The 18,627-nt window shown below is 47.1% G+C and carries 18 protein-coding genes; 5 read left to right on the top strand and 13 right to left on the bottom strand.

Annotation, left to right across the window (positions count from 1 at the left end; genetic code table 11):
- Nucleotides 1–325: 325 nt before the first annotated feature.
- From LCF57_RS01760 to LCF57_RS01750, 3 genes are all read left to right on the top strand, one after another.
- On the top strand, nucleotides 326–898 hold the full coding sequence (locus tag LCF57_RS01760) for a PadR family transcriptional regulator (protein ID WP_152381939.1): 573 nt from the start codon (nucleotides 326–328) through the stop codon (nucleotides 896–898).
- A gap of 156 nt (nucleotides 899–1,054) precedes the next feature.
- Nucleotides 1,055–1,510 carry a hypothetical protein gene (locus LCF57_RS01755; RefSeq protein WP_068499722.1) on the top strand — a complete coding sequence of 152 codons (456 nt, stop codon included), beginning with the start codon at nucleotides 1,055–1,057 and terminating at the stop codon, nucleotides 1,508–1,510.
- 3 nt (nucleotides 1,511–1,513) lie between these two features.
- Complete coding sequence (locus LCF57_RS01750) at nucleotides 1,514–1,792, top strand: YxcD family protein (RefSeq protein WP_010345893.1); 279 nt, start codon at nucleotides 1,514–1,516, stop codon at nucleotides 1,790–1,792.
- 146 nt (nucleotides 1,793–1,938) lie between these two features.
- Here LCF57_RS01750 and LCF57_RS01745 read toward each other — a convergent pair whose 3' ends face one another.
- The 11 genes from LCF57_RS01745 to araA form a co-directional block, all read right to left on the bottom strand.
- On the bottom strand, nucleotides 1,939–2,802 hold the full coding sequence (locus LCF57_RS01745; RefSeq protein WP_225999175.1) for an STM4011 family radical SAM protein: 864 nt from the start codon (nucleotides 2,800–2,802) through the stop codon (nucleotides 1,939–1,941).
- On the bottom strand, nucleotides 2,799–4,226 hold the full coding sequence (locus tag LCF57_RS01740; RefSeq protein ID WP_225999174.1) for an STM4012 family radical SAM protein: 1,428 nt from the start codon (nucleotides 4,224–4,226) through the stop codon (nucleotides 2,799–2,801). Before LCF57_RS01740 ends, LCF57_RS01745 begins: the two co-directional genes overlap by 4 nt.
- 68 nt (nucleotides 4,227–4,294) lie before the next feature.
- Nucleotides 4,295–5,080, bottom strand: a complete 786-nt coding sequence (locus LCF57_RS01735; RefSeq protein WP_225999173.1) for an STM4013/SEN3800 family hydrolase — start codon at nucleotides 5,078–5,080, stop codon at nucleotides 4,295–4,297.
- Complete coding sequence (locus LCF57_RS01730; protein ID WP_225999172.1) at nucleotides 5,070–6,410, bottom strand: STM4014 family protein; 1,341 nt, start codon at nucleotides 6,408–6,410, stop codon at nucleotides 5,070–5,072. Before LCF57_RS01730 ends, LCF57_RS01735 begins: the two co-directional genes overlap by 11 nt.
- Nucleotides 6,411–6,428: 18 nt before the next feature.
- A complete protein-coding gene (locus LCF57_RS01725) occupies nucleotides 6,429–7,271 on the bottom strand; it encodes an STM4015 family protein (protein WP_225999171.1) in 843 nt (280 codons plus the stop codon).
- A gap of 275 nt (nucleotides 7,272–7,546) precedes the next feature.
- Nucleotides 7,547–9,013 (bottom strand): efflux RND transporter periplasmic adaptor subunit, encoded by a 1,467-nt coding sequence (locus LCF57_RS01720; protein WP_225999170.1) that lies wholly within the window; start codon nucleotides 9,011–9,013, stop codon nucleotides 7,547–7,549.
- A 71-nt stretch (nucleotides 9,014–9,084) separates the two neighbouring features.
- Entirely contained in the window at nucleotides 9,085–10,602 is a 1,518-nt protein-coding gene (locus LCF57_RS01715) for a DHA2 family efflux MFS transporter permease subunit (protein WP_225999169.1), read from the bottom strand.
- Nucleotides 10,603–10,617: 15 nt separating this feature from the next.
- Nucleotides 10,618–11,271 (bottom strand): HlyD family secretion protein, encoded by a 654-nt coding sequence (locus tag LCF57_RS01710; protein ID WP_225999168.1) that lies wholly within the window; start codon nucleotides 11,269–11,271, stop codon nucleotides 10,618–10,620.
- 312 nt (nucleotides 11,272–11,583) lie between these two features.
- Entirely contained in the window at nucleotides 11,584–12,384 is an 801-nt protein-coding gene (locus LCF57_RS01705; protein ID WP_225999167.1) for a hypothetical protein, read from the bottom strand.
- Nucleotides 12,385–12,404: 20 nt separating this feature from the next.
- Complete coding sequence (locus LCF57_RS01700) at nucleotides 12,405–12,863, bottom strand: flavodoxin (protein ID WP_152381949.1); 459 nt, start codon at nucleotides 12,861–12,863, stop codon at nucleotides 12,405–12,407.
- Nucleotides 12,864–13,074: 211 nt separating this feature from the next.
- The gene (gene araA / locus LCF57_RS01695) at nucleotides 13,075–14,556 is read right to left on the bottom strand and encodes an L-arabinose isomerase (protein ID WP_225999166.1); all 1,482 of its coding nucleotides are present in this window, start codon (nucleotides 14,554–14,556) and stop codon (nucleotides 13,075–13,077) included.
- A gap of 328 nt (nucleotides 14,557–14,884) precedes the next feature.
- On the opposite strand from araA, the gene LCF57_RS01690 reads away from it, so the two are divergent.
- Nucleotides 14,885–15,748 carry a class I SAM-dependent methyltransferase gene (locus tag LCF57_RS01690; RefSeq protein ID WP_025718729.1) on the top strand — a complete coding sequence of 288 codons (864 nt, stop codon included), beginning with the start codon at nucleotides 14,885–14,887 and terminating at the stop codon, nucleotides 15,746–15,748.
- 8 nt (nucleotides 15,749–15,756) lie between these two features.
- A complete protein-coding gene (locus LCF57_RS01685; protein ID WP_225999165.1) occupies nucleotides 15,757–16,503 on the top strand; it encodes an RluA family pseudouridine synthase in 747 nt (248 codons plus the stop codon).
- Between the two features lie 129 nt (nucleotides 16,504–16,632).
- Here the strand turns inward: LCF57_RS01685 and LCF57_RS01680 are convergent, their stop codons facing one another.
- The gene (locus tag LCF57_RS01680) at nucleotides 16,633–18,150 is read right to left on the bottom strand and encodes a DHA2 family efflux MFS transporter permease subunit (RefSeq protein WP_225999164.1); all 1,518 of its coding nucleotides are present in this window, start codon (nucleotides 18,148–18,150) and stop codon (nucleotides 16,633–16,635) included.
- Nucleotides 18,143–18,604 (bottom strand): MarR family winged helix-turn-helix transcriptional regulator, encoded by a 462-nt coding sequence (locus LCF57_RS01675; protein ID WP_225999163.1) that lies wholly within the window; start codon nucleotides 18,602–18,604, stop codon nucleotides 18,143–18,145. Before LCF57_RS01675 ends, LCF57_RS01680 begins: the two co-directional genes overlap by 8 nt.
- Between the last annotated feature and the right edge of the window lie 23 nt (nucleotides 18,605–18,627).

Raw genomic sequence — 18,627 nt, 5'->3', positions numbered from 1 at the left:
GGAGAAACAGGGGTAACACCCCGTTTCTCCCAGATACCAGACCATTATTATGTAAAGAAAAAGAACCCGCGTCTCAAAAAGACGGGGTTTCTCGACAATCTGAGGGTAGTTTAAGATCGTATATACGATCTTAAACTACCCTTTTTTATGAAAAAAAGTATATATACGTGCCAAATGATCAGAGCTATTTAGGACTAACTTATGAACGATCTGTGTGAAAGTTGTCAAACCATACAGTTTCAGTGTACACTTTTTATGAAGCTGCAGAATATCTGCCACAGAGATGTTACAACCGTTACTATAATGGATGAAGGAGATAAGATTGATGAATTTACTATCGTATGGTCTGTTGGGACTTCTCGCCAGAGAGGAATCCTCCGGTTATGATCTGATGTTGCGTATCCAGCCTTTTTGGCAGGCCAAGCACAGCCAGATTTATCCGCTGCTGGCCCGCATGGAGAGCAAGGAACTGCTAGCCTCCCGCTGGATTCAACAGTCCGACAAGCCTGATAAAAAAATGTATACCATCACCGACAAGGGAATCCATATGCTTCAGCAATGGTCTCAGGAATCGGTGGCTGCTCCGGTCACACGGGATGAATTAAGCCTTCGACTGTTCTGCCTTTGGTTGACGGACAAAAGCAGCGCCAACCGCATGCTGGAGGAACGCAAACGCCATTTCATTCAGAAAATTCGGCATTTAGAAGATATACTAGAGGGCATTCCCGCGGAAGACTTACATTTTGGCAGTAAGAACTTCGGTGACTACATTTTAGTGCAAAAAGGGCTTATGAACGCCAAAGCAGGCTTAGAATGGTGCCAGTTGGTTTTGCGCATGCTGCTTGCCGGGGACGTCAGACCCGACACCAATCCGTTTGCGCTTAAATCGCAAGGCTGAATACATTAGTCAATCTAGGCATAGGATTTAGGTATCGTCATCTTTAAATTTTAAAAAGTTCAAATTCTTTGAAACCCTTTTCCATTCATTTCGTATTACGGGTAAGCGGTTGTTTGACCTATATCAAACCAAATTACTGAGGGGGATTATACTTACATGAAGAAAACATTTACTTTGAAAAATATGATGATGCTGATGATGGCTTTTACATTGTTGATTGCTATGATTGCACCGTCTACAGCTGATGCAAGGCGAAGTGGCGGATTTAAATCCGGGCCAAAATCCTATCAATCTACACCAAGCAAGGCGAATGACAGCAGCGGCATCAATAAGTCTGATAGCGGAACTAAATCTAGCGCAGCTACAGGCAATACAAGCAGAACCGGTGGATTCCTTGGCGGTGGCGGCGGCTTCCTCAAAGGTATGATGCTGGGTGGCTTGGCAGGTATGCTCTTTGGTGGACTGTTCGGCAACATGGGTGCACTGGGTAGCTTGCTCGGTCTTGCCGTCAACGTTCTTGCCATATACGTCCTGATCATGGTTGGTGTAGGTATCTACCGTGCCATCAAAAATCGCCGCAGACCTGATGACTCCCGTGGAGGCCGTTACTAAGCTATGATTTTGAGTATGGATGAGATTATTAACGCGATTTGTTTGCATATGGCTGAACGCAAGGGCGTTCAGCCCACCGATGTGGTTGTGGAACTAAGCTGGGAAGAGGACACAGGCTATACGGCTGAAGTTCATGTACAGGGCCGCAGTCAGTATTTGGTAGAGGCGAACATGATTGAGGCCATCCTCCGTTACCTGCATTCCGAATACAATATTCGCGCTTACCGGGAGCAAGTCAGATTGGACCTGGACGAAGAAATTACAGCTATTGTCCAAACCTAAATATATATCGCACAGAATAGTCGTAAAGCGTTATAAAACAGCAGAACCGACCTTTGCTTAATGCAAGGATCGGTTCTTTTTTTGGCCCCTCGTTTCGTTATTGTAGCTTTGGACTCCAGTATTTATCTGCAATTGGGAGGTCGAATTCACCTTACCTGCGCCCGCGGAACCCTTTCGAGCAAGCCACTACCATACATTTCCCGAAAAGGCTGCTCCTCCATATGGATATAGCCGATATAGCAGCCGCATTCTTTCATCCGACACGGGCGCTTGGCGCTCAGACCTTCCAAACCATCCCTGTACAGATACCCAATTACACGTCGATCCTGATAGCAATGCTTTACACGCCCATCGCCTTGAACATAAAATACTTCCTCTCCGGCACGACATGCTCGCCCCTGACTGCTGTAATCCTGCAAATTCCATTGAAAATAGGGGTCGATTGCAGCCAATTCATCCACCTCAGCATCCGTATAATAATGGGGTCGATCCTTGTAGGCGTTGATCCATATATAAACATCCTTTGGAAGTTGTGAGCGTAAGGAACGAATAGCCGGAAATGCCTGTCTTAATCCGACTGTACCGACACTATAGGAAATACCAAGTTCATATAACTTCATAGCCTGTGATATAAAGGCTTGCTCTTTTGTCTCTCCTGGGTGATATGTAGCCCACAGCGCAGCAGTGTCCGGATTCAGTTCCTTCGCCCAATCCAACTTAGCCGATAAATTCGTCTGTACTGCCACTTTTTCCACATGCGCCATGTGAGAAAATTCAATCATGGTCCTGCGATACCAGGAATGAATCAAGGCTTCTCCATACGGATTAAAAAAAATGGAAAGTCGATGTCCCAAAGCCCCCTGCTCCCGCACCCAATCGGCAAAACGCTCCAACTGGGCCCGATCCTTGTCCAACGTCTCCCGACTATCCACATTTTTGCTGAACGGACAGTAAGGGCAAGCATAGTTGCAGGAGGTCAACGAACCACGATAATACAGGGTTGCTCTCATGCTCCTACATACCCTTCCATGCGTTCCCGTACAGCCGTGGAGATCATCCAGTCCCCAATCGCATCAGAATAGGCCATTCCTTCCTCCGTGAGTCGCAGTGCGTCCTCCTCAACGACCGCCATACCCGATTCCAGCAGCAACGACATTCCTGTAAAATCATCAGACAGAGATACACCAAAGCGCTCAGCGTAGGCAGATAAGTTCAAGCCTTTCCGATGGAGAAGCGCTTTTAGAATAAAACGCCGTTTGCTCTCATCCGCATTTAAAATAAATCCGTAGTCAGCCAGATCATGACGCTCCGCAGCAACGTAATCTGCGATAATACTGCGTGTGGCTGCGGCGCTAACACCGTACCGACTCGCATAGTGTACATTACGCGTATAAGAGCGTGCACCACAACCCAGACCAGCCATGCCTTCCTCCTGACAGCTATATGGCAAAAGCTCCTTGTCAAACGCACCCTCATTTTTAGCAAAACGGCGCATGGAATATTGTATATATCCTGCCTGCTTAAGTCTTTCACGTGCCGCTTCATACAAGCTTAGACGAATATCATGCTCCAGCCCGGTATAACCCGGCTTCAAAATCGTATTTTCTCGAATATATAGCGGGTAAAGAAAAATCTCTCCCGGCGAGTAAGACAGGGCTTCTTCCAGAGAATATAGCCAGGTTTCGACCGTTTGACCAGGCAGTCCATAGATCAGATCTACGTTGAGCAAAGGGAAATTGTATTCCACCAGCCGTTCAAGCGCTTTACGGACAAGCTTGGGCTTCTGAGGTCGGTAAATGGCTGCACTCTCTGATTCTACAAAGCTCTGGATTCCCATACTGACACGATCTGTCCCACGGCGCTTGAGCACCTCCAGCCGATCCTCAGTCACCGTATCGGGAGAGGTTTCCACCGAAATAGAAGCCCGTCTGGGTTCCAGTCCCATCACATTCTCTGCGATGTCAAACAAGCGTTCGACCAAAGGTGCCTCCAGTAGGGTCGGTGTACCTCCCCCGATGGCAAACCGCGAAAAAGGCCGTTCGCCCATAATAGGCGCCCATTGCCGGGCCTGTCTTTCAAGTGCATCTACATACTCCTTATGTACATCCAGCCGCTTGTCCGGCAAGGTGAACAGGTTGCAAAATCCACAGCGAGCCGCGCAGAACGGAATATGCATATACAAAAAGTAGCTCTCCAGCTCCTCTTTCTCCCATAACTCCCGCAATGACAGCGGTGTATCAAACGCTCGATAAGCCGTTTTGTGCGGATATGAGTACAAGTAGGAGCGGTAGGGAGCTTCACGGATCGTGCGTGCCCATTCAGCAGGATTCTCAGGCCACGAAAACCTGGGAGCTGCCGAGCTTGCATCCTTACCCCGGGGGGTATCGGTAGTTGCTCCTGCTGGGTGCGGATGATTCGGATTCATGGCTTTCATTTCTGCTCCCTCCTCGCGCTGGATTGATTTCTTAGCATTTTACCAGTGCAATTTATATTTCTTTAACCTTACAAAATAAATTCGCGATAAGGTACATTCCACACTACCTCATGCGCCAGACGATGCCCTTCGTAGCCATCCTCCCCGTAAGCCGTGCCATGATCTGAAAAAGCCATACAAAACGTCTTGCCCCGCTTCCGTAAAGCATCAAACAGGCGTCCAAGTTGCCCATCTACATACCGCAAGGCCGCACGTTGGGACTCCACTGAATCCTTAACAGCACCCTCAACAAAATAATGATTAGGCCCGTGGATCGCTGATACATTCAGAAACAAAAACAAGCGCTGTGTCGGGTTTGCCTTTTCCAGTAGCTTCAAGGCATGATTCACCTGATGCTCCGTCGAACGGGGATTTGTAACACCAAAGGTCATACGCCAATAGCTTTCTTGAAAATATCCAGGAAGCACCTTGGCCAGCTTATTTTTCTTCGTAAAAAAAATAACGCCACCGATGCAGATGGTTCGATAGCCCTCATTTTCCAGCCCGGACACAATATCTGGAGCATCAAACAGCCAGGTGTTTGGATGCGTGCGCAGTCCTGTGTCCTTTGTATGAAACAACCGGATGTGTGATGCTTTATCCGTATTCGCAGGAGTCGGCAAAAATCCGCCAAAAAAAGCATGATGTGCGGCATAGGTAAAGCTGCCGGGTGTATGGCGTTTTTCCCAAGGTCCGGAGCCGCATAAATTCGGACAGTTCTCTTCCTCCAGCTTCGCTACATCATATCGCAGCGTATCAAGCGTAATCATGACAATATCATGAGAGCCGACAATTTGGTTCATATCAGTCTTCATTAGTCTTTCCTTTCAAAGCCGCACTTCTATTGGTGAGCTGGAGCATTTCCCATTCATACGGATTCCAGCCCTGATGTTGCACCCGGTACAGCAAGTCACCGAACGGATTTACATCCAAAACGTAGGGGCGACCGCCATGAGCCGGAACCAGCACGTCCAGCCCGGCGACGCTGGAGGCCGGAAAAACACCCATGGCGGCTTCCGCAGTATGCTGGATCAATTCCACCGTGCCTGGTGACAAGCCAGCCTCCTCCAGCAAAAGTCGCTCATTACGCAAATGCAGATTCGTGATGGAGCTGCGGCTCAAACGTAAAACCGCATGGCAAGCCTCTGCTCCACACACAAGCTGGCGCACATCATACACGCGCCCGTTCAGGGTTGCTTTGGGAATCCAGCGCTCCACATGTACCCCTTCCATGCACAGCCAATCCAGGATGGCATGGATGTCCTGCTTATCCGTATAACGGCGCAAGCGTCCGGCATTGTAATATACACGCTGGCCTTGTACAATTTCCGTTCCAATTGTGGTCACCGCCAGCTCTGCCTGTGTCTGAGGATGTACCTGATAGGCCATCACTCCAGAAGCACCGGAACCACAAAATATTTTCACAAATACGCGGTGAAATCTGCTCTTCTTCATGGCCGTATGCAGATCGGCAGCGTCACGAAATGCTCCGTCGGACGGTAAAAGCACTGACGGAACCCTTATCTCCGCCTTGCCTAATACGACGCTGCAACGCCGCTTATCGAACATCACTGCTACTTCCGCCGGATCATTCATCCAGCGTGACAAGGGCCATAGCAGCGCCGCTTCATGCCGCAGCCAGGCCAGCAGACGGCAATAGCCCCGGAACCATTGTGCCGGGTGCCAAATACGGCCATGCTGCTCCTGCAGACGCCGCGTCTCTGCCGCCGAAATCCCTGTGCCTTGTGTCCATTCCGAGCATGGCAGCAGAGAATCATCCCCTTCAGCATCCGGGGCGCCAAGTGCGATCAGCTCACGCTCTACCTCAAAGCTTTCGCCCGGAGCATCCAGACGAAGCAGCGGACTAATGTCCGCCTGCCTCGTTAGTACCTGAACGATGCTTTGTTGCACATGCACACTACCATTCACGCGATCTGGTGCAGCTTGTGCAGCGATTTGAGCCATCAGCTCACCCAGACTGCGTTTCTCCCGAATGGCTCTCAGCACATCTCTATAGGAAACCTCCACCGCGGGCGACAGCTTAAACCTGCTGCGCGCCGCTTGTAGACCTGTGGTCCGACGATTCCCCGGATTACTGAACAAAATAAACGGCTCATCGGCACTTCTGTCTGATATTCCAACCATAAAGCCACCTCAATCAGATTACTCGGTCAATGATGGATAACGCCAATCATCTTCCTCATCTGCTTCCTGCTGATCATCCACGTTCACAGATAGTCCAGAGCTTTTCCAACGTTGCATCATTTCACTGGACATATAATGATAGCTCAAATCCAGATGCTTCAGACCCCTAATACTTTCACTAGCTAGTAGAGCCTCTGCTCCTTTATCGGATAACGTACCCTGAGATAGATCCAGCACTTCCAGTTGTCCGATTACTGGGGCGTTAGCTGCTGCAATCGCAATTTCATCCTGTATTTCGCTATCCTTTAGTCCCAAGTATGTAAGCTTCGGAAAAGGATTATTGTTCAATAACGGTAAAACATCTTTCAAACTACCGTCAAAACCGTATTGATCCACACCCAAATACAACTCCAGCTTGCGCAGCTCTGGCAGCTCGGCATGATATATTTGCTGAAGGACGCTGGCCGGCAGACCACCGCAAATAATAACCAATTCCTGAAGGTGGCTATGACGAAGCGGCTCCAAGCTCAGGTCCTGGCTTCCTTTGACATAAAAAGACTCCAATGCTGGAAACGCTTCTAACAACGGGGACAGATTCGTTTGATTAATCCATGAAACCTCACACTCATCATATTCCATATCGCCGATAAACAGCTTGCGCAACTTCGGAAATTGATCTTTATGCTGCACCAGCACAGGGATAAAATCCTCAGGCGAATTTTCATAGGCTCCGCCCCAATCGCCAATAATTAGCTCCGTAACCTCAGCGCTCTCCGGCTTGGCTGCCAGCTCCTCAATGGATTTAGCCATCGTTTGTCCATCCTCATAAGCATCAAAATCAACTACTAATTTCACTTCCATTTTTACAATTCCTCCGATCGCTCATCTGAGAATGTAATAAATCCCATCTAGTAGACTATCTATTTCCAATTTAGTCTATCCTATCATACCAATGTTCGTCAAAAATAGCCTCTTTCCGACATTAATCCTATGTAAAATATGCGTGATGGAACAAAAATAGAACAGACCGATAAGCTGCTGCGGTCTGTCCTGCTCATGTACTTCGTCATAAATCTCTACTGTTAATAAAACACGAATATATAGTACGAAAAACAAAACTTAGATTCAGAACTAATTTATTGACTGATTGTAATTGGTGAATTGTCGGACAGCAACGCCAGGTTATTCACAATTACATTCTCATCATTGCTCAAGCCACTGGTAATCAGTGTTTGTGAGCCTGTCGTTTGAACGGTTTTCACTTCCTTGCGTTTTGCATGGTCTCCGTTTACAACATATACATATTCTTTACCTTGATCCTTTTGAACTGCTGCGGTAGGGATGACAATACCTTCCTGCGCGTTGGCAGCGACGAAGCTGATATCAGCCAGCATGCCGGATTTCAGTTTCATATCCGGGTTCGCTACTGAGATTTTTACAGGATAGCCTTTGCCGCTGGCGTCCAACGGACTGACATTTTTAACGGTACCTGTTGTCACAATATTGGATGCTGCTACACGAACCTGTACCTTGTCACCCACTTTAACATTGTTAATCTGTTCAGCTGGAACATAAATCAGTGTATTGACTGTACTCAGATTGGCAATGACCAGCGCAGGAGCCTGAGCGGATACCATTTCGCCTACTTCTGCATTTTTTGTACCTACAATACCGTTGATCGGTGATGTAATTACAGTATCGTTCAGTGCATCTTGCGCAATATTGACATTCAGCTGAGCCTGTTTGAGAGATTGCTCGCTAGACTCAATGACCGCAGTATTTTGCGATACCTTAAGCTGATTTTGCGCATTGCTGTAGCCGCTGTTGGCATTACTGTAGCTATTTTTTGCTGTATCATAGCTGTTGCGTGCTGTAGTGAGTGCCTTTTGAGCAGCTACCAGCTGATCTTGAGCATTAGCTTGTGCATTTTGTGCATTTTTGTAGGCTGCTTCCGCGTTCACGACAGCTGTTTTTGCTTGTTCTAATTGAGATTGGGTGCTTGCACCTGCATCAAACAGGCTTTGTGTACGTGTCACATTTTTCTGAGCATCTGCCAAAGCTTGCCCTGTTTGTTTCACTGTATTGGCTGCTGAAGAGACGCCATGTGTCGCCTGTTCTACTGCTGTAGTGGCCTGATTAATAGCGCCCTGTGCCTGATTGATTGCGCTTTGGGATTGAATCACACCACTCTTGGACTGTACCACGCCAGAGTTGGCTTGAACCAAGGACGATTCATGGGATGCTTGAGCACTGCTTACCCCGGCAGCCGCTGCTGCTGCTGCTGCACGGGCTTTCGCAACATTGTTGCGCATATCCTTATCATCAAGTTTGAACAACACTTGACCTTTTTTGACCTCCGAGCCAATATCTACAGGCAGTTCAACCACTTTACCGCCTACTTTAGGCACGATATTTACCGTCTCCGAAGGTGTGACAGTACCTGTATAGATGTTCCCCTGTCCGATGATACCCTGCTGTGCTTGGCTGATCTTAACCGGAACAACCATGTCCTGCGCAGCTCCGCTATTACTGGAGCAGCCTGCCAACACTGCGCCGCCGAGGACCAAAGCCGCTAATGTACTCTCTACTCTCAATATTTTCATGATAATTCCCTTTCTTTCTGTCCGTAGAAATAATGTAAGCCATCCAGTCGATATTTTTGTACTTCTCTTTATTAAGCTTCCGGCTGTGTCTTTGCTTTCTTCCTCTGAATAAACAAAAAGATGAGTGGAATCGTGCAAAACAGCGGTATGGATGAAATGAGGAACGTATCCCCAATTCCTCTTGATGTAGCATCCAGTGTGATTAAACTGCTTATGGATGACATCCATGAGCTGCCCAGTGTCGCTTGTAGCGTATGAGCCGAGTCTTGTGTAATAGACTCGGAAATTTGTTGGGCATGGGCTGCCGAACGACTTTGCATAATCGCAGTCAGCACTGCAATCGCCATAGATGCAGCCACGGTACGTACCAGATTGGATGCTGTAGATGCATTGGCTACCTTGCTCGGATGAACAGCGTTCATACCGACCGTGGATAATGGCATCATACAGATACCAATTCCCAGCCCCCGTAACGCCATTACCGTTTCCAGCCAGGCATGCGAGGTATCTGGCGTAAGCTGATGAAGGTGATACGTCATAAAGCTGGTTAGCGTCAGGCCCACAAGTCCCAAAGGCACAATGCCGAACTTATCGAACAGCTTCCCGGCAATAGGCATCATTGCCGCCATGGCAATGGCCTGTGGAATGAGGATAATACCGGTATCAATCGGTGACACGCGCTGAATATTTTGCAAAAACAACGGTGTTAAGAACGTTCCTCCGTACATCCCCATCATGACCAGACTGGATGCAATAACACTAATCGTATATTTTGAATTCTTGAATAATGAAATTTCAATTACAGCATTATCCTTGCCGCTTTCTACATAGATGAGAAAAACAAGTGCCCAGAAAGAAATAAACAGCAGGGATACAATTCCAAAAGAAGTCCAGCCATCACGCTGACCGTTTGTCAATGCGTACAAAAGTGTTCCAGCGCAAGTTGCAGCCAGCAAAAAGCCCGGTAGATCAAACGGCTTCGGCTTTATTTTAGGCGGCTCTTTGATGAGGAGGACGACCATTAAAATGGCAAATAAAGCAACAGGCAGACTGACAATAAACAAGAAACGCCAGTTAAACCATTCAATTAAGTAGCCGCTCAGCGTAGGTCCTACAGCCGGTGCCGCCATTGCTGCAATCCCCCATATACCAAGGGACATCCCAATTTGTTCACGCGGCATGATTTTGTAAATAATCGTCATACTCAGCGGCATAATGACACCGCCTCCCAGACCAGCCAGCACACGCGCCGCGATCAGAGAAGAATCACTCCATGCAAAAATACATATTCCTGTTCCCAGTGAGAACACGCTGAGGGCAAGAATCAAAAACTTTTTGTATCCGATACGCTGCTCCATATATCCGGTAATCGGGACGATTACGCCGGATGCAAGCGTGTAACCTGTAATAACCCACTGAATACGTGTCGTCGTTGATCCTAAATCCGTCGTCAATCGGGGAATGGCGACATTGATCAGACTGTTGTTCAGAATGGCGACAAAGGCGCCTAAAACGATAGCAAAAAAGGCAAGCCAGCGTTCTTTGGTAGAATCTGTCGAAGGAGCAGCAGCAGTTTCATTGGCAGCCACATGGACCCCTCCTTTTTAAGATGTATGAATTTTTACTTCCACGTTCGTTCCAGGAATGAGCTTCAAATCCTTCGGCTTGTTCACGGCAATTTCTACAGGCACACGTTGAGTCACCTTATTAAAGTTACCACTTGTGTTCACAGCAGGAACGAGCGAAAACACTGCATTTGAAGCCTCGCCCACTTTACGAACCTTACCTTGAATGACTTGGTCACCTGCTGCATCAAGCGTAATGTCAACAAGCTGCCCTGGTTTAATACGGTTAATATCGGTTTCTTCAATATTCGTGGACACATACAGGCTGTTCATGTCAACCATAGTCGCTACAGCACTACCCGGTGTTCCGATTTCATGCTCCTTCGAATAAATCTTAATAACAGTTCCGCTGATTGGCGCACGCAGTACAGACTTGCTGATCATACTTGCATCCAGTCCGGATACATCCTGCTCGGCAATCGGTTCATCGCGCTGCAGTACATCGCCTTCTTCCACGTCAATGTGGCTAATCTCTCCGGAGATTTGCGGCATCACCTTATACTGATCGGCTTGAATGCGCGCATCGTCACTTTTAACAAAGTGTGTTGCCTGATACCAATAATAGTAGCCAATAGTCCCACCGCTAAGAATAAGCAGTACGATGAGAATCGGCAATACAGTTTTTTTACTCACTTGCTCCACCCCTGTTGTCCAAAAAATTTTTTATTATTCAACGCTAATATTTTAAAATTGAAATATTAGGCCATTAAACCAAACTTAGAACGTAAATAAACGCATAGCTACATACCATGCAAAAGACAGGACTGATTTTATGTACTGGACAAGCTGATCCATGCTCCACAAATCGTCTTCTTCATATTTAAATATTTTCATATAAATATCGTACATTGAAATATTATAGATATATTTATCTATTCAGGCAATACAAATTTTCATTTTTTTCATATTTTTTTTCACAAAAAAGAACCTTGTTTCCAAGGCCCTTCATGAAATGGAATAGTTTGATTTACGATTTTTGGCCTCCTGCTCCTTTTTTTTGTTCTTATCCGTTCCGTTATCCTGGGATAGTTGCTGTCCTATGCAATTCCCACAACGGCAGCGTTCAGTTCTCCTATGCACATCGTCTCTGGAATCCCGCAAAAGCTGTACGTAATCCAATGATTGCTGCAAAGAGGCAGGCCCCGGCATAAAGCGAATCTTCTTGCCTTCCAGCAAACAATAGACCTCAATAAGCTGTGGGAGAGCTCCAAATGCATAATGACAGAATACATTCGTCAAATGCTGAAATGTAAAAATAACATTAGGATTATAGTCCACGATATACTTTTGAATCAGTAAGGAATCGGCTCCAGCTGATAGCTGCCAGGCAGCCTGAACAATAAGCGAAATATCGACCTTGAGTTCAGGAACCGACGTGCAAAATTGTTCATACAGCATCACTGGCGTGAGCAGGTCCTTGTTTAAGGCACATATTTTAGACAACTCACCTGACACTTTATTTTTGATGTCCCAATAGTGGAACAACGATTCAAAGCCGTTTGGCTGCTTGGGCCACCACTTCTCCAGCACATACTGGACGGGTACTTCCCGCCGCACCTCTACTTCCATTCCAAAGTATTCGTTCAGCGCATGGCCTACCGCATATTGAACCCGTTGCCGCCAATTCCAGCCCTCACGCCCGCGTTTTGCCTGTGACGGATGGATTGGCTGCGGCGTTCTCCACATCTCCTCAAGCTGATAGTCGTGCAGAAGAGGATAACCGCTTAAGCTATCGCTATTGCGCATACCTATCCCTCACTCTCATCTCAGGACACTCCAATACCCGCCTGTGCAAATTGTCTTCCATAAGCCCGGCAATTTTCCTTGTCATCATCCAATGGGTTGAATTCAATCTTCAGGCTCTCCTGAATCACTGAAGCCCCGCGTTCTTTAACTTTTTCTTCCACCAAATCAACCGCACCACAGAATTGCTCATAAGAAGTATCTCCACTGCCAAATACAGCCGTCTTTTTGCCTGACAGATCAAGTTCGTCCATTTCCTCATAAAAATCTAAAAATTCATCAGGAAGCTCACCATCTCCCCAAGTATATACACCCAGCAAGAAACCATCATAATCGAGCAGTTCCTGCGCGTTGCAATCATACGAAGCCTTTAATTCTGCCTCATGACCCGCTTGGCGAACGCCCTCGGCAATCAATTCCGCAATTTCCTCAGTATTACCTGTCAAACTGGCATAAGCAATCAAAATTTTACCCAAGTTCATCCCTCACCTTTATTTGAAATATGGGATGCTTTCATTCCCTAATATCCAAATAATATTTGATAATGATTCTCATTGTCAAATATTAATTTCAGAAAAGCGTCTTATCCATAGTAAAACATACGCAAAACAGCCGCATCACATGCGGCTGTTCGCTGATCAAATCTATGAATAAGCAGGTTTTATAAGGAGCTTGCTTATTTATCGTTTTCACTTATTTGTTACGCCAGTATAGTTCATTCCATTGCAGTTCCTGACGGAACTGGCGAATATTCGTATTGTTATCAATAACAACAGCTTCTATGCCCGTCAGTTCAGCGTAATCCAGCAATTGCTCGGTGGTAACAGCATAGGACAATACCGTATGATGTGCCCCACCCGCATGAATCCATGCTTCTGCGGATACTTCGAGCGAAGGCTCTGGTTTCCACAAAACGCTGGCTACAGGCAGCTTAGGCATTTTATTTTTATTTTCTACAGCCTGAATTTGGTTAATGATCAGGCGGAAGCGGCCTTTCAATTCAATGATGGACGCCACAAGTGCATTACCCGGTTTACCTTCAAAAATAAGACGAGCCGGGTCGGCTTTACCGCCAATCCCCAACGGTTGAACATCAATACGCGGTTTGTTTACAGCAATGGTAGGACACACCTCTAGCATATGTGATCCCATAATCAGCTCATTGCCCGGCTCCAGATGGTAGGTGTAGTCTTCCATAAAGGAAGTATCCACATTATTAGCCATCAGCTTCATCAGGCGTGTCAATGCTGCTGTTTTCCAGTCACCCTCACCGCCAAAGCCATAGCCTTGAGCCATCAAACGCTGAACAGCCAAACCAGGCAACTGCTTCAGTCCATGCAGATCTTCGAACGTTGTTGTAAAAGCTCCGAAGCCCCCATCCTCCAAAAACTTCTTCATGCCTAATTCAATACGAGCCTGTTCCAGAATGGAATCACGAACCGCTCCCGGCTGCTTCGCTGCTGCAGATAATTCATACAGCTCATTATATTCTTCGAACAAGGCGCTAATTTCGCCTTCAGTCACGTTATTAACGATTTCAACCAAATCACCCACGCCATAGCCGTTGATCGACCAGCCTAATTGGGCTTGAGCGGTTACTTTGTTGCCTTCAGTAACGGACACCTCACGCATATTATCACCAAAACGTGCTACTTTGAGGTCTTGGCTTTCACTATAAGCGGCTGCGGTAGACATCCAGCTGCCAATACGTTTTTGAACTCCTTCTTCCTCCCAATAACCAACAACGACTTTGCGGGTTACACCCAAACGGGCACCGATAAAGCCAAATTCGCGGTCACCATGTGCGGATTGGTTCAGGTTCATAAAATCCATATCGATGCTATCCCAAGGGATGTCACGGTTAAATTGAGTGTGTAGATGCAGCAAAGGCTTTGCCAAACGCGTCAAGCCGGCAATCCACATCTTTGCTGGAGAAAACGTATGCATCCAGGTAATAATCCCTGCACACAGATCATCCCCATTGGCATCAATAATCAAACGACGGATAGCGTCGGAATTCGTCAGTACAGGTTTCAATACAACTTCAAACGGCAGATGACCGCTACGGTTCAATCCTTCTACAATTTTGCGGGAATGCTCTTGAACCTGATCAAGTGTTTCAGGTCCATACAAATGCTGACTTCCTGTAGCAAACCAAAATTTAAACGGTTTCATAATTCAAAATTCCTCCTGTCAGGAAATAAGTATAATTGCAGCTATATAATAAATAGAAATATTATGTACGTACAATCTATTCCGTTTTTCATTATTGTGCTGAAAAACGGAAAGTTGTACGTACAAGTGGGATTGATTTCATTTTAATATGGAAGCGCTCTAATTACAAGTACATCTGAAAAAAATATTTTTGCTCTGTTCTCCTTCCTGCTACTTTGGTGGAATCATTCGATTGTTATTAAGGTTTGTTGTACAATAGATTCCATATGGGGATTTTGTGCAGCGTGCTGCCGGAATCCTGAATTGACTGCTGAAGGATGGATTGTACATGTATGTAGCACAAGGATGGAAAGACTATGAAGTTATGGATACAGGCGGTGGCGAAAAACTGGAGCGCTGGGGCGATATTGTCCTGCGTCGTCCTGATCCGCAAATCATATGGCCTTTGACCCAGGAAACAGCTGAATGGCGTAATGTTCATGGGCATTACCACCGCAGTTCTTCCGGGGGCGGCCAATGGGATATGAAGAAGCCTATTCCCGATCGCTGGACGATCAGCTACGGACCGCTTAAATTCCACATCAAACCGACCAGCTTCAAGCATACCGGTCTTTTTCCGGAGCAGGCAGCGAACTGGAGCTGGATGATGGATAAAATCAAAGGTGCAGGCAGACCGATTTCTGTACTGAACCTGTTTGCCTACACAGGTGGAGCCACTACGGCCGCAGCATATGCCGGGGCCAGCGTAGTTCATGTGGATGCTGCCAAAGGCATGGTACAGTGGGCGAAGGAGAACGTGCATTTGTCCGGTCTAGCCGACCGTCCGGTACGCTTTATTACAGACGACGTGTTTAAGTTCGTGCAACGTGAACAGCGCAGAGGCAACCGTTATGATGCGATTATTATGGACCCTCCTTCTTACGGACGCGGACCGAACGGAGAAACATGGAAGCTTGAAGAAAGCCTGTATCCGTTTCTGGAATCCTGCATGAGCATCATCTCGGATCAACCGTTGTTTGTGCTGATCAACTCCTATACCACTGGTATTTCACCTACCGTACTGCATAATATGCTGAGCATGACCATGCAACAAAAATACGGTGGGCAAATTAGCGCTGGTGAAATCGGCTTACCGATCACGCGCTCGGGATTGAATTTACCTTGCGGTATTCTCGGACGCTGGGAGGCTTAATTCCTCTTATGACTCCAGATGAACTTACCCGACAGGGGCCTGCAGAGCCGAACATTCCTGTTTTATATGAGGACAATCATGTTTTGGCGGTTGTAAAGCCCGTCAATGTTCCGACACAAGAGGATGCCAGCGGAGATCCTGATCTGCTGTCGTTACTGAAGGAAGACCTTAAAATCAGACACAATAAGCCTGGCAACGTCTTTTTGGGTCTGGTTCATAGACTGGACCGCCCTGTAGGCGGAGCCATGATCTTTGCCAAGACGTCCAAAGCTGCTTCTCGGCTGTCAGAGTCGGTTCGAGGCCGCCATTTTCGCAAAATGTATACAGCGGTCCTGAATGGTGTTCCCGCAGCTCCGCAAGGTCGTCTGACCCATTACCTGCTAAAGGATAGCCGCACGAACACCGTTCAGGCTGTCCGTCCCGGCATGGCTGGCGCCAAGGAAGCTATTTTGGAGTATCGCGTGCTTGGGCAAGTAGATGGACTCAGTCTGGTGCAGATTAAACTGCATACCGGACGTTCGCACCAGATTCGTGTGCAGATGCAGGCAATCGGCTGTCCTCTCTACGGGGATCAAAAATATGGCGGCAGCCTGAGCCGTCCCGGTCAGCAGCTTGCACTCTGGTCCTTGCTTGCCGGGGCACCGCATCCAGTCAGCAAGGAGGATATGAGCTTTCACTCGTTGCCTCCCGCCCAATTTCCGTGGAGCGAGTGGCCTGTGTCGCTTTATGAGAGCATGATTATGACCGGAAAATGAACAGCCAAACCCTGTCCCATTTAGTTTTCAACAGTGTCAATCAAAACGCAAAAAGAACCCGCAATGCATGTATCAACAAACATGCATTGCGGGTTCTTTTGTGCAAAAAATTTTAAGTATCCCCCAGCCTTATGACGAGGAAGCCACGGTTTGCCCCTGCTTGCTGTTTACCAGCTGCTGGCGTGGTTGAGCGTTTTGAGCATTCGTGTTTTTAATGAAAAACGCTAAAATCAGAGCTGTCACACTCAGCAGAGTTGCAATGATAAAGGCCGAGTTAATACCATAAATCGTAGCCTGGTTGCCTGCAGCCAGCATCTCCGCCTTGTTTGTAACGTTGAGTCCTTCGGATGTAATAATCGTTGTCAGACGGTTGCTGCTCATAGTCGACATCACCGTCACCAGAATTGCCGTCCCTATGGAGCCGGAAATCATACGGAGTGTGTTACTCATCGCCGTACCATGCGCATTTAATCGTTGCGGAAGCTGATTCAACCCGGCTGTTTGGATCGGCATCATCAGCAATGACATCCCCAACATCCGTACCGTGTAATTAATTAACAACGTCATATAGGTGGTTGATTCGGTCAACCGTGTAAACTCCCAAGTCGTCACAACCATAATCAACAAACCGATTACAGACAACCAGCGCGCTCCGACTCGGTCAAAAATTACTCCCGTTACCGGAGACATAATCCCCATCAGAATGGCTCCCGGTAACATGAGCATACCGGACTGGAGCGGCGAAAAACCGCGAATATTTTGCAAATAAATCGGCAGCAATATCATACCGGCGTACAAAGCCATCGTCACAATGACATTAATAATCGTCGTCAAGCTATACACATCGTATTTGAAGATACGGAACTCCAGCATCGGTTCATCGACCTTCAGCTGGCGGACAATAAACAGAATAAGCGCAATCGTCCCGACAATAAGTGTAGACAGAACCGGAACACTTCCCCAGCCTGATGTTCCCGCATCACTAAAGCCATATAACAATCCGCCGAATCCGAGTGTGGATAAAATGATGCTCGGAATATCCAGCTTAGGCTTAGACTGCTCCGTTACATTTTTCAGAAAAATAGCCCCAATTATAACTGAAATGATAGAAATCGGCAGAATGATCCAGAACAATACCCGCCAATCATGATTTTGAACAATATAACCTGATAGGGTTGGTCCAATGGCTGGAGCAAAGCCCATCGCAATCCCGAGTGTGCCCATCGCCCGACCACGACGTTCTATCGGAAAGATGTTCAAGATAACGACCATCATTAAAGGCATCATAATACCTGCACCCGCGGCCTGAATAAGCCGTCCGATCAGCAGAATGCTAAAGCTCGGTGCTATAGCACATAACAGCGTACCCAATGAAAAAATAATCATCGCGCTAATAAACAATTTGCGAGTGGAGAAACGGGCAATCAAAAATGCGGTCACCGGGATCAACACTCCGTTCACGAGCATAAAACCCGTGCTAAGCCACTGAGCCACGTTGGCATCTACATTCAGATCGTTCATCATTTTTGGTAGAGCCACACTAATTAATGTCTGATTTAAAATGGCAACAAACGCACCAATCAACAGAGCGGCCACAATCGGTGCCCTGCGTACGTTACCTGATAGATTATTTTGAGGACTACTCAAGTTGATTCATTCCTTTCGATGTCAGTTTCATAATCATTTGCTTGTGGACATCCAAAACCATGTCCAACTGCTCCTTCGGAATGTCCAAAATAGGCAGGATGCGTTCCATCCACATCGCATCCACTTTTTGCATGATATCTTTTCCTGCGGGCGTCAGGGACAGCACCAATGATCTGCGATCCTGCTCATCTCGTGCACGAACGACATACCCGGCCTTCGCCAGACGATCAATCACTCCGCTCATGGAGCTGGATCCCATTCGGGCGATGTCTGCCAGCTCGGATAACCCAATGCTGGGCCGTTTATTCAAAATTGACAATACCAAATGCTGAATGGCTGTCAGATCCCAATGCCGTTCTTCATTCCAGAAAGCGTAAAATATCGTTTTGTTAACCTCCCTTACCGACTGAATAATCCGGTACACCTCAAGTCTTTCTTTTTCTCTGTCACCCATTGGAACCATCCTTCTTCCCTTTA

It is taken from the genome of Paenibacillus sp. BJ-4 (genome assembly GCF_020404765.1).
Taxonomy (GTDB): domain Bacteria; phylum Bacillota; class Bacilli; order Paenibacillales; family Paenibacillaceae; genus Paenibacillus.
The sequence above is the reverse complement of the archived record's forward strand: the minus strand, read 5'-3'. Positions and strand labels throughout refer to the sequence as shown.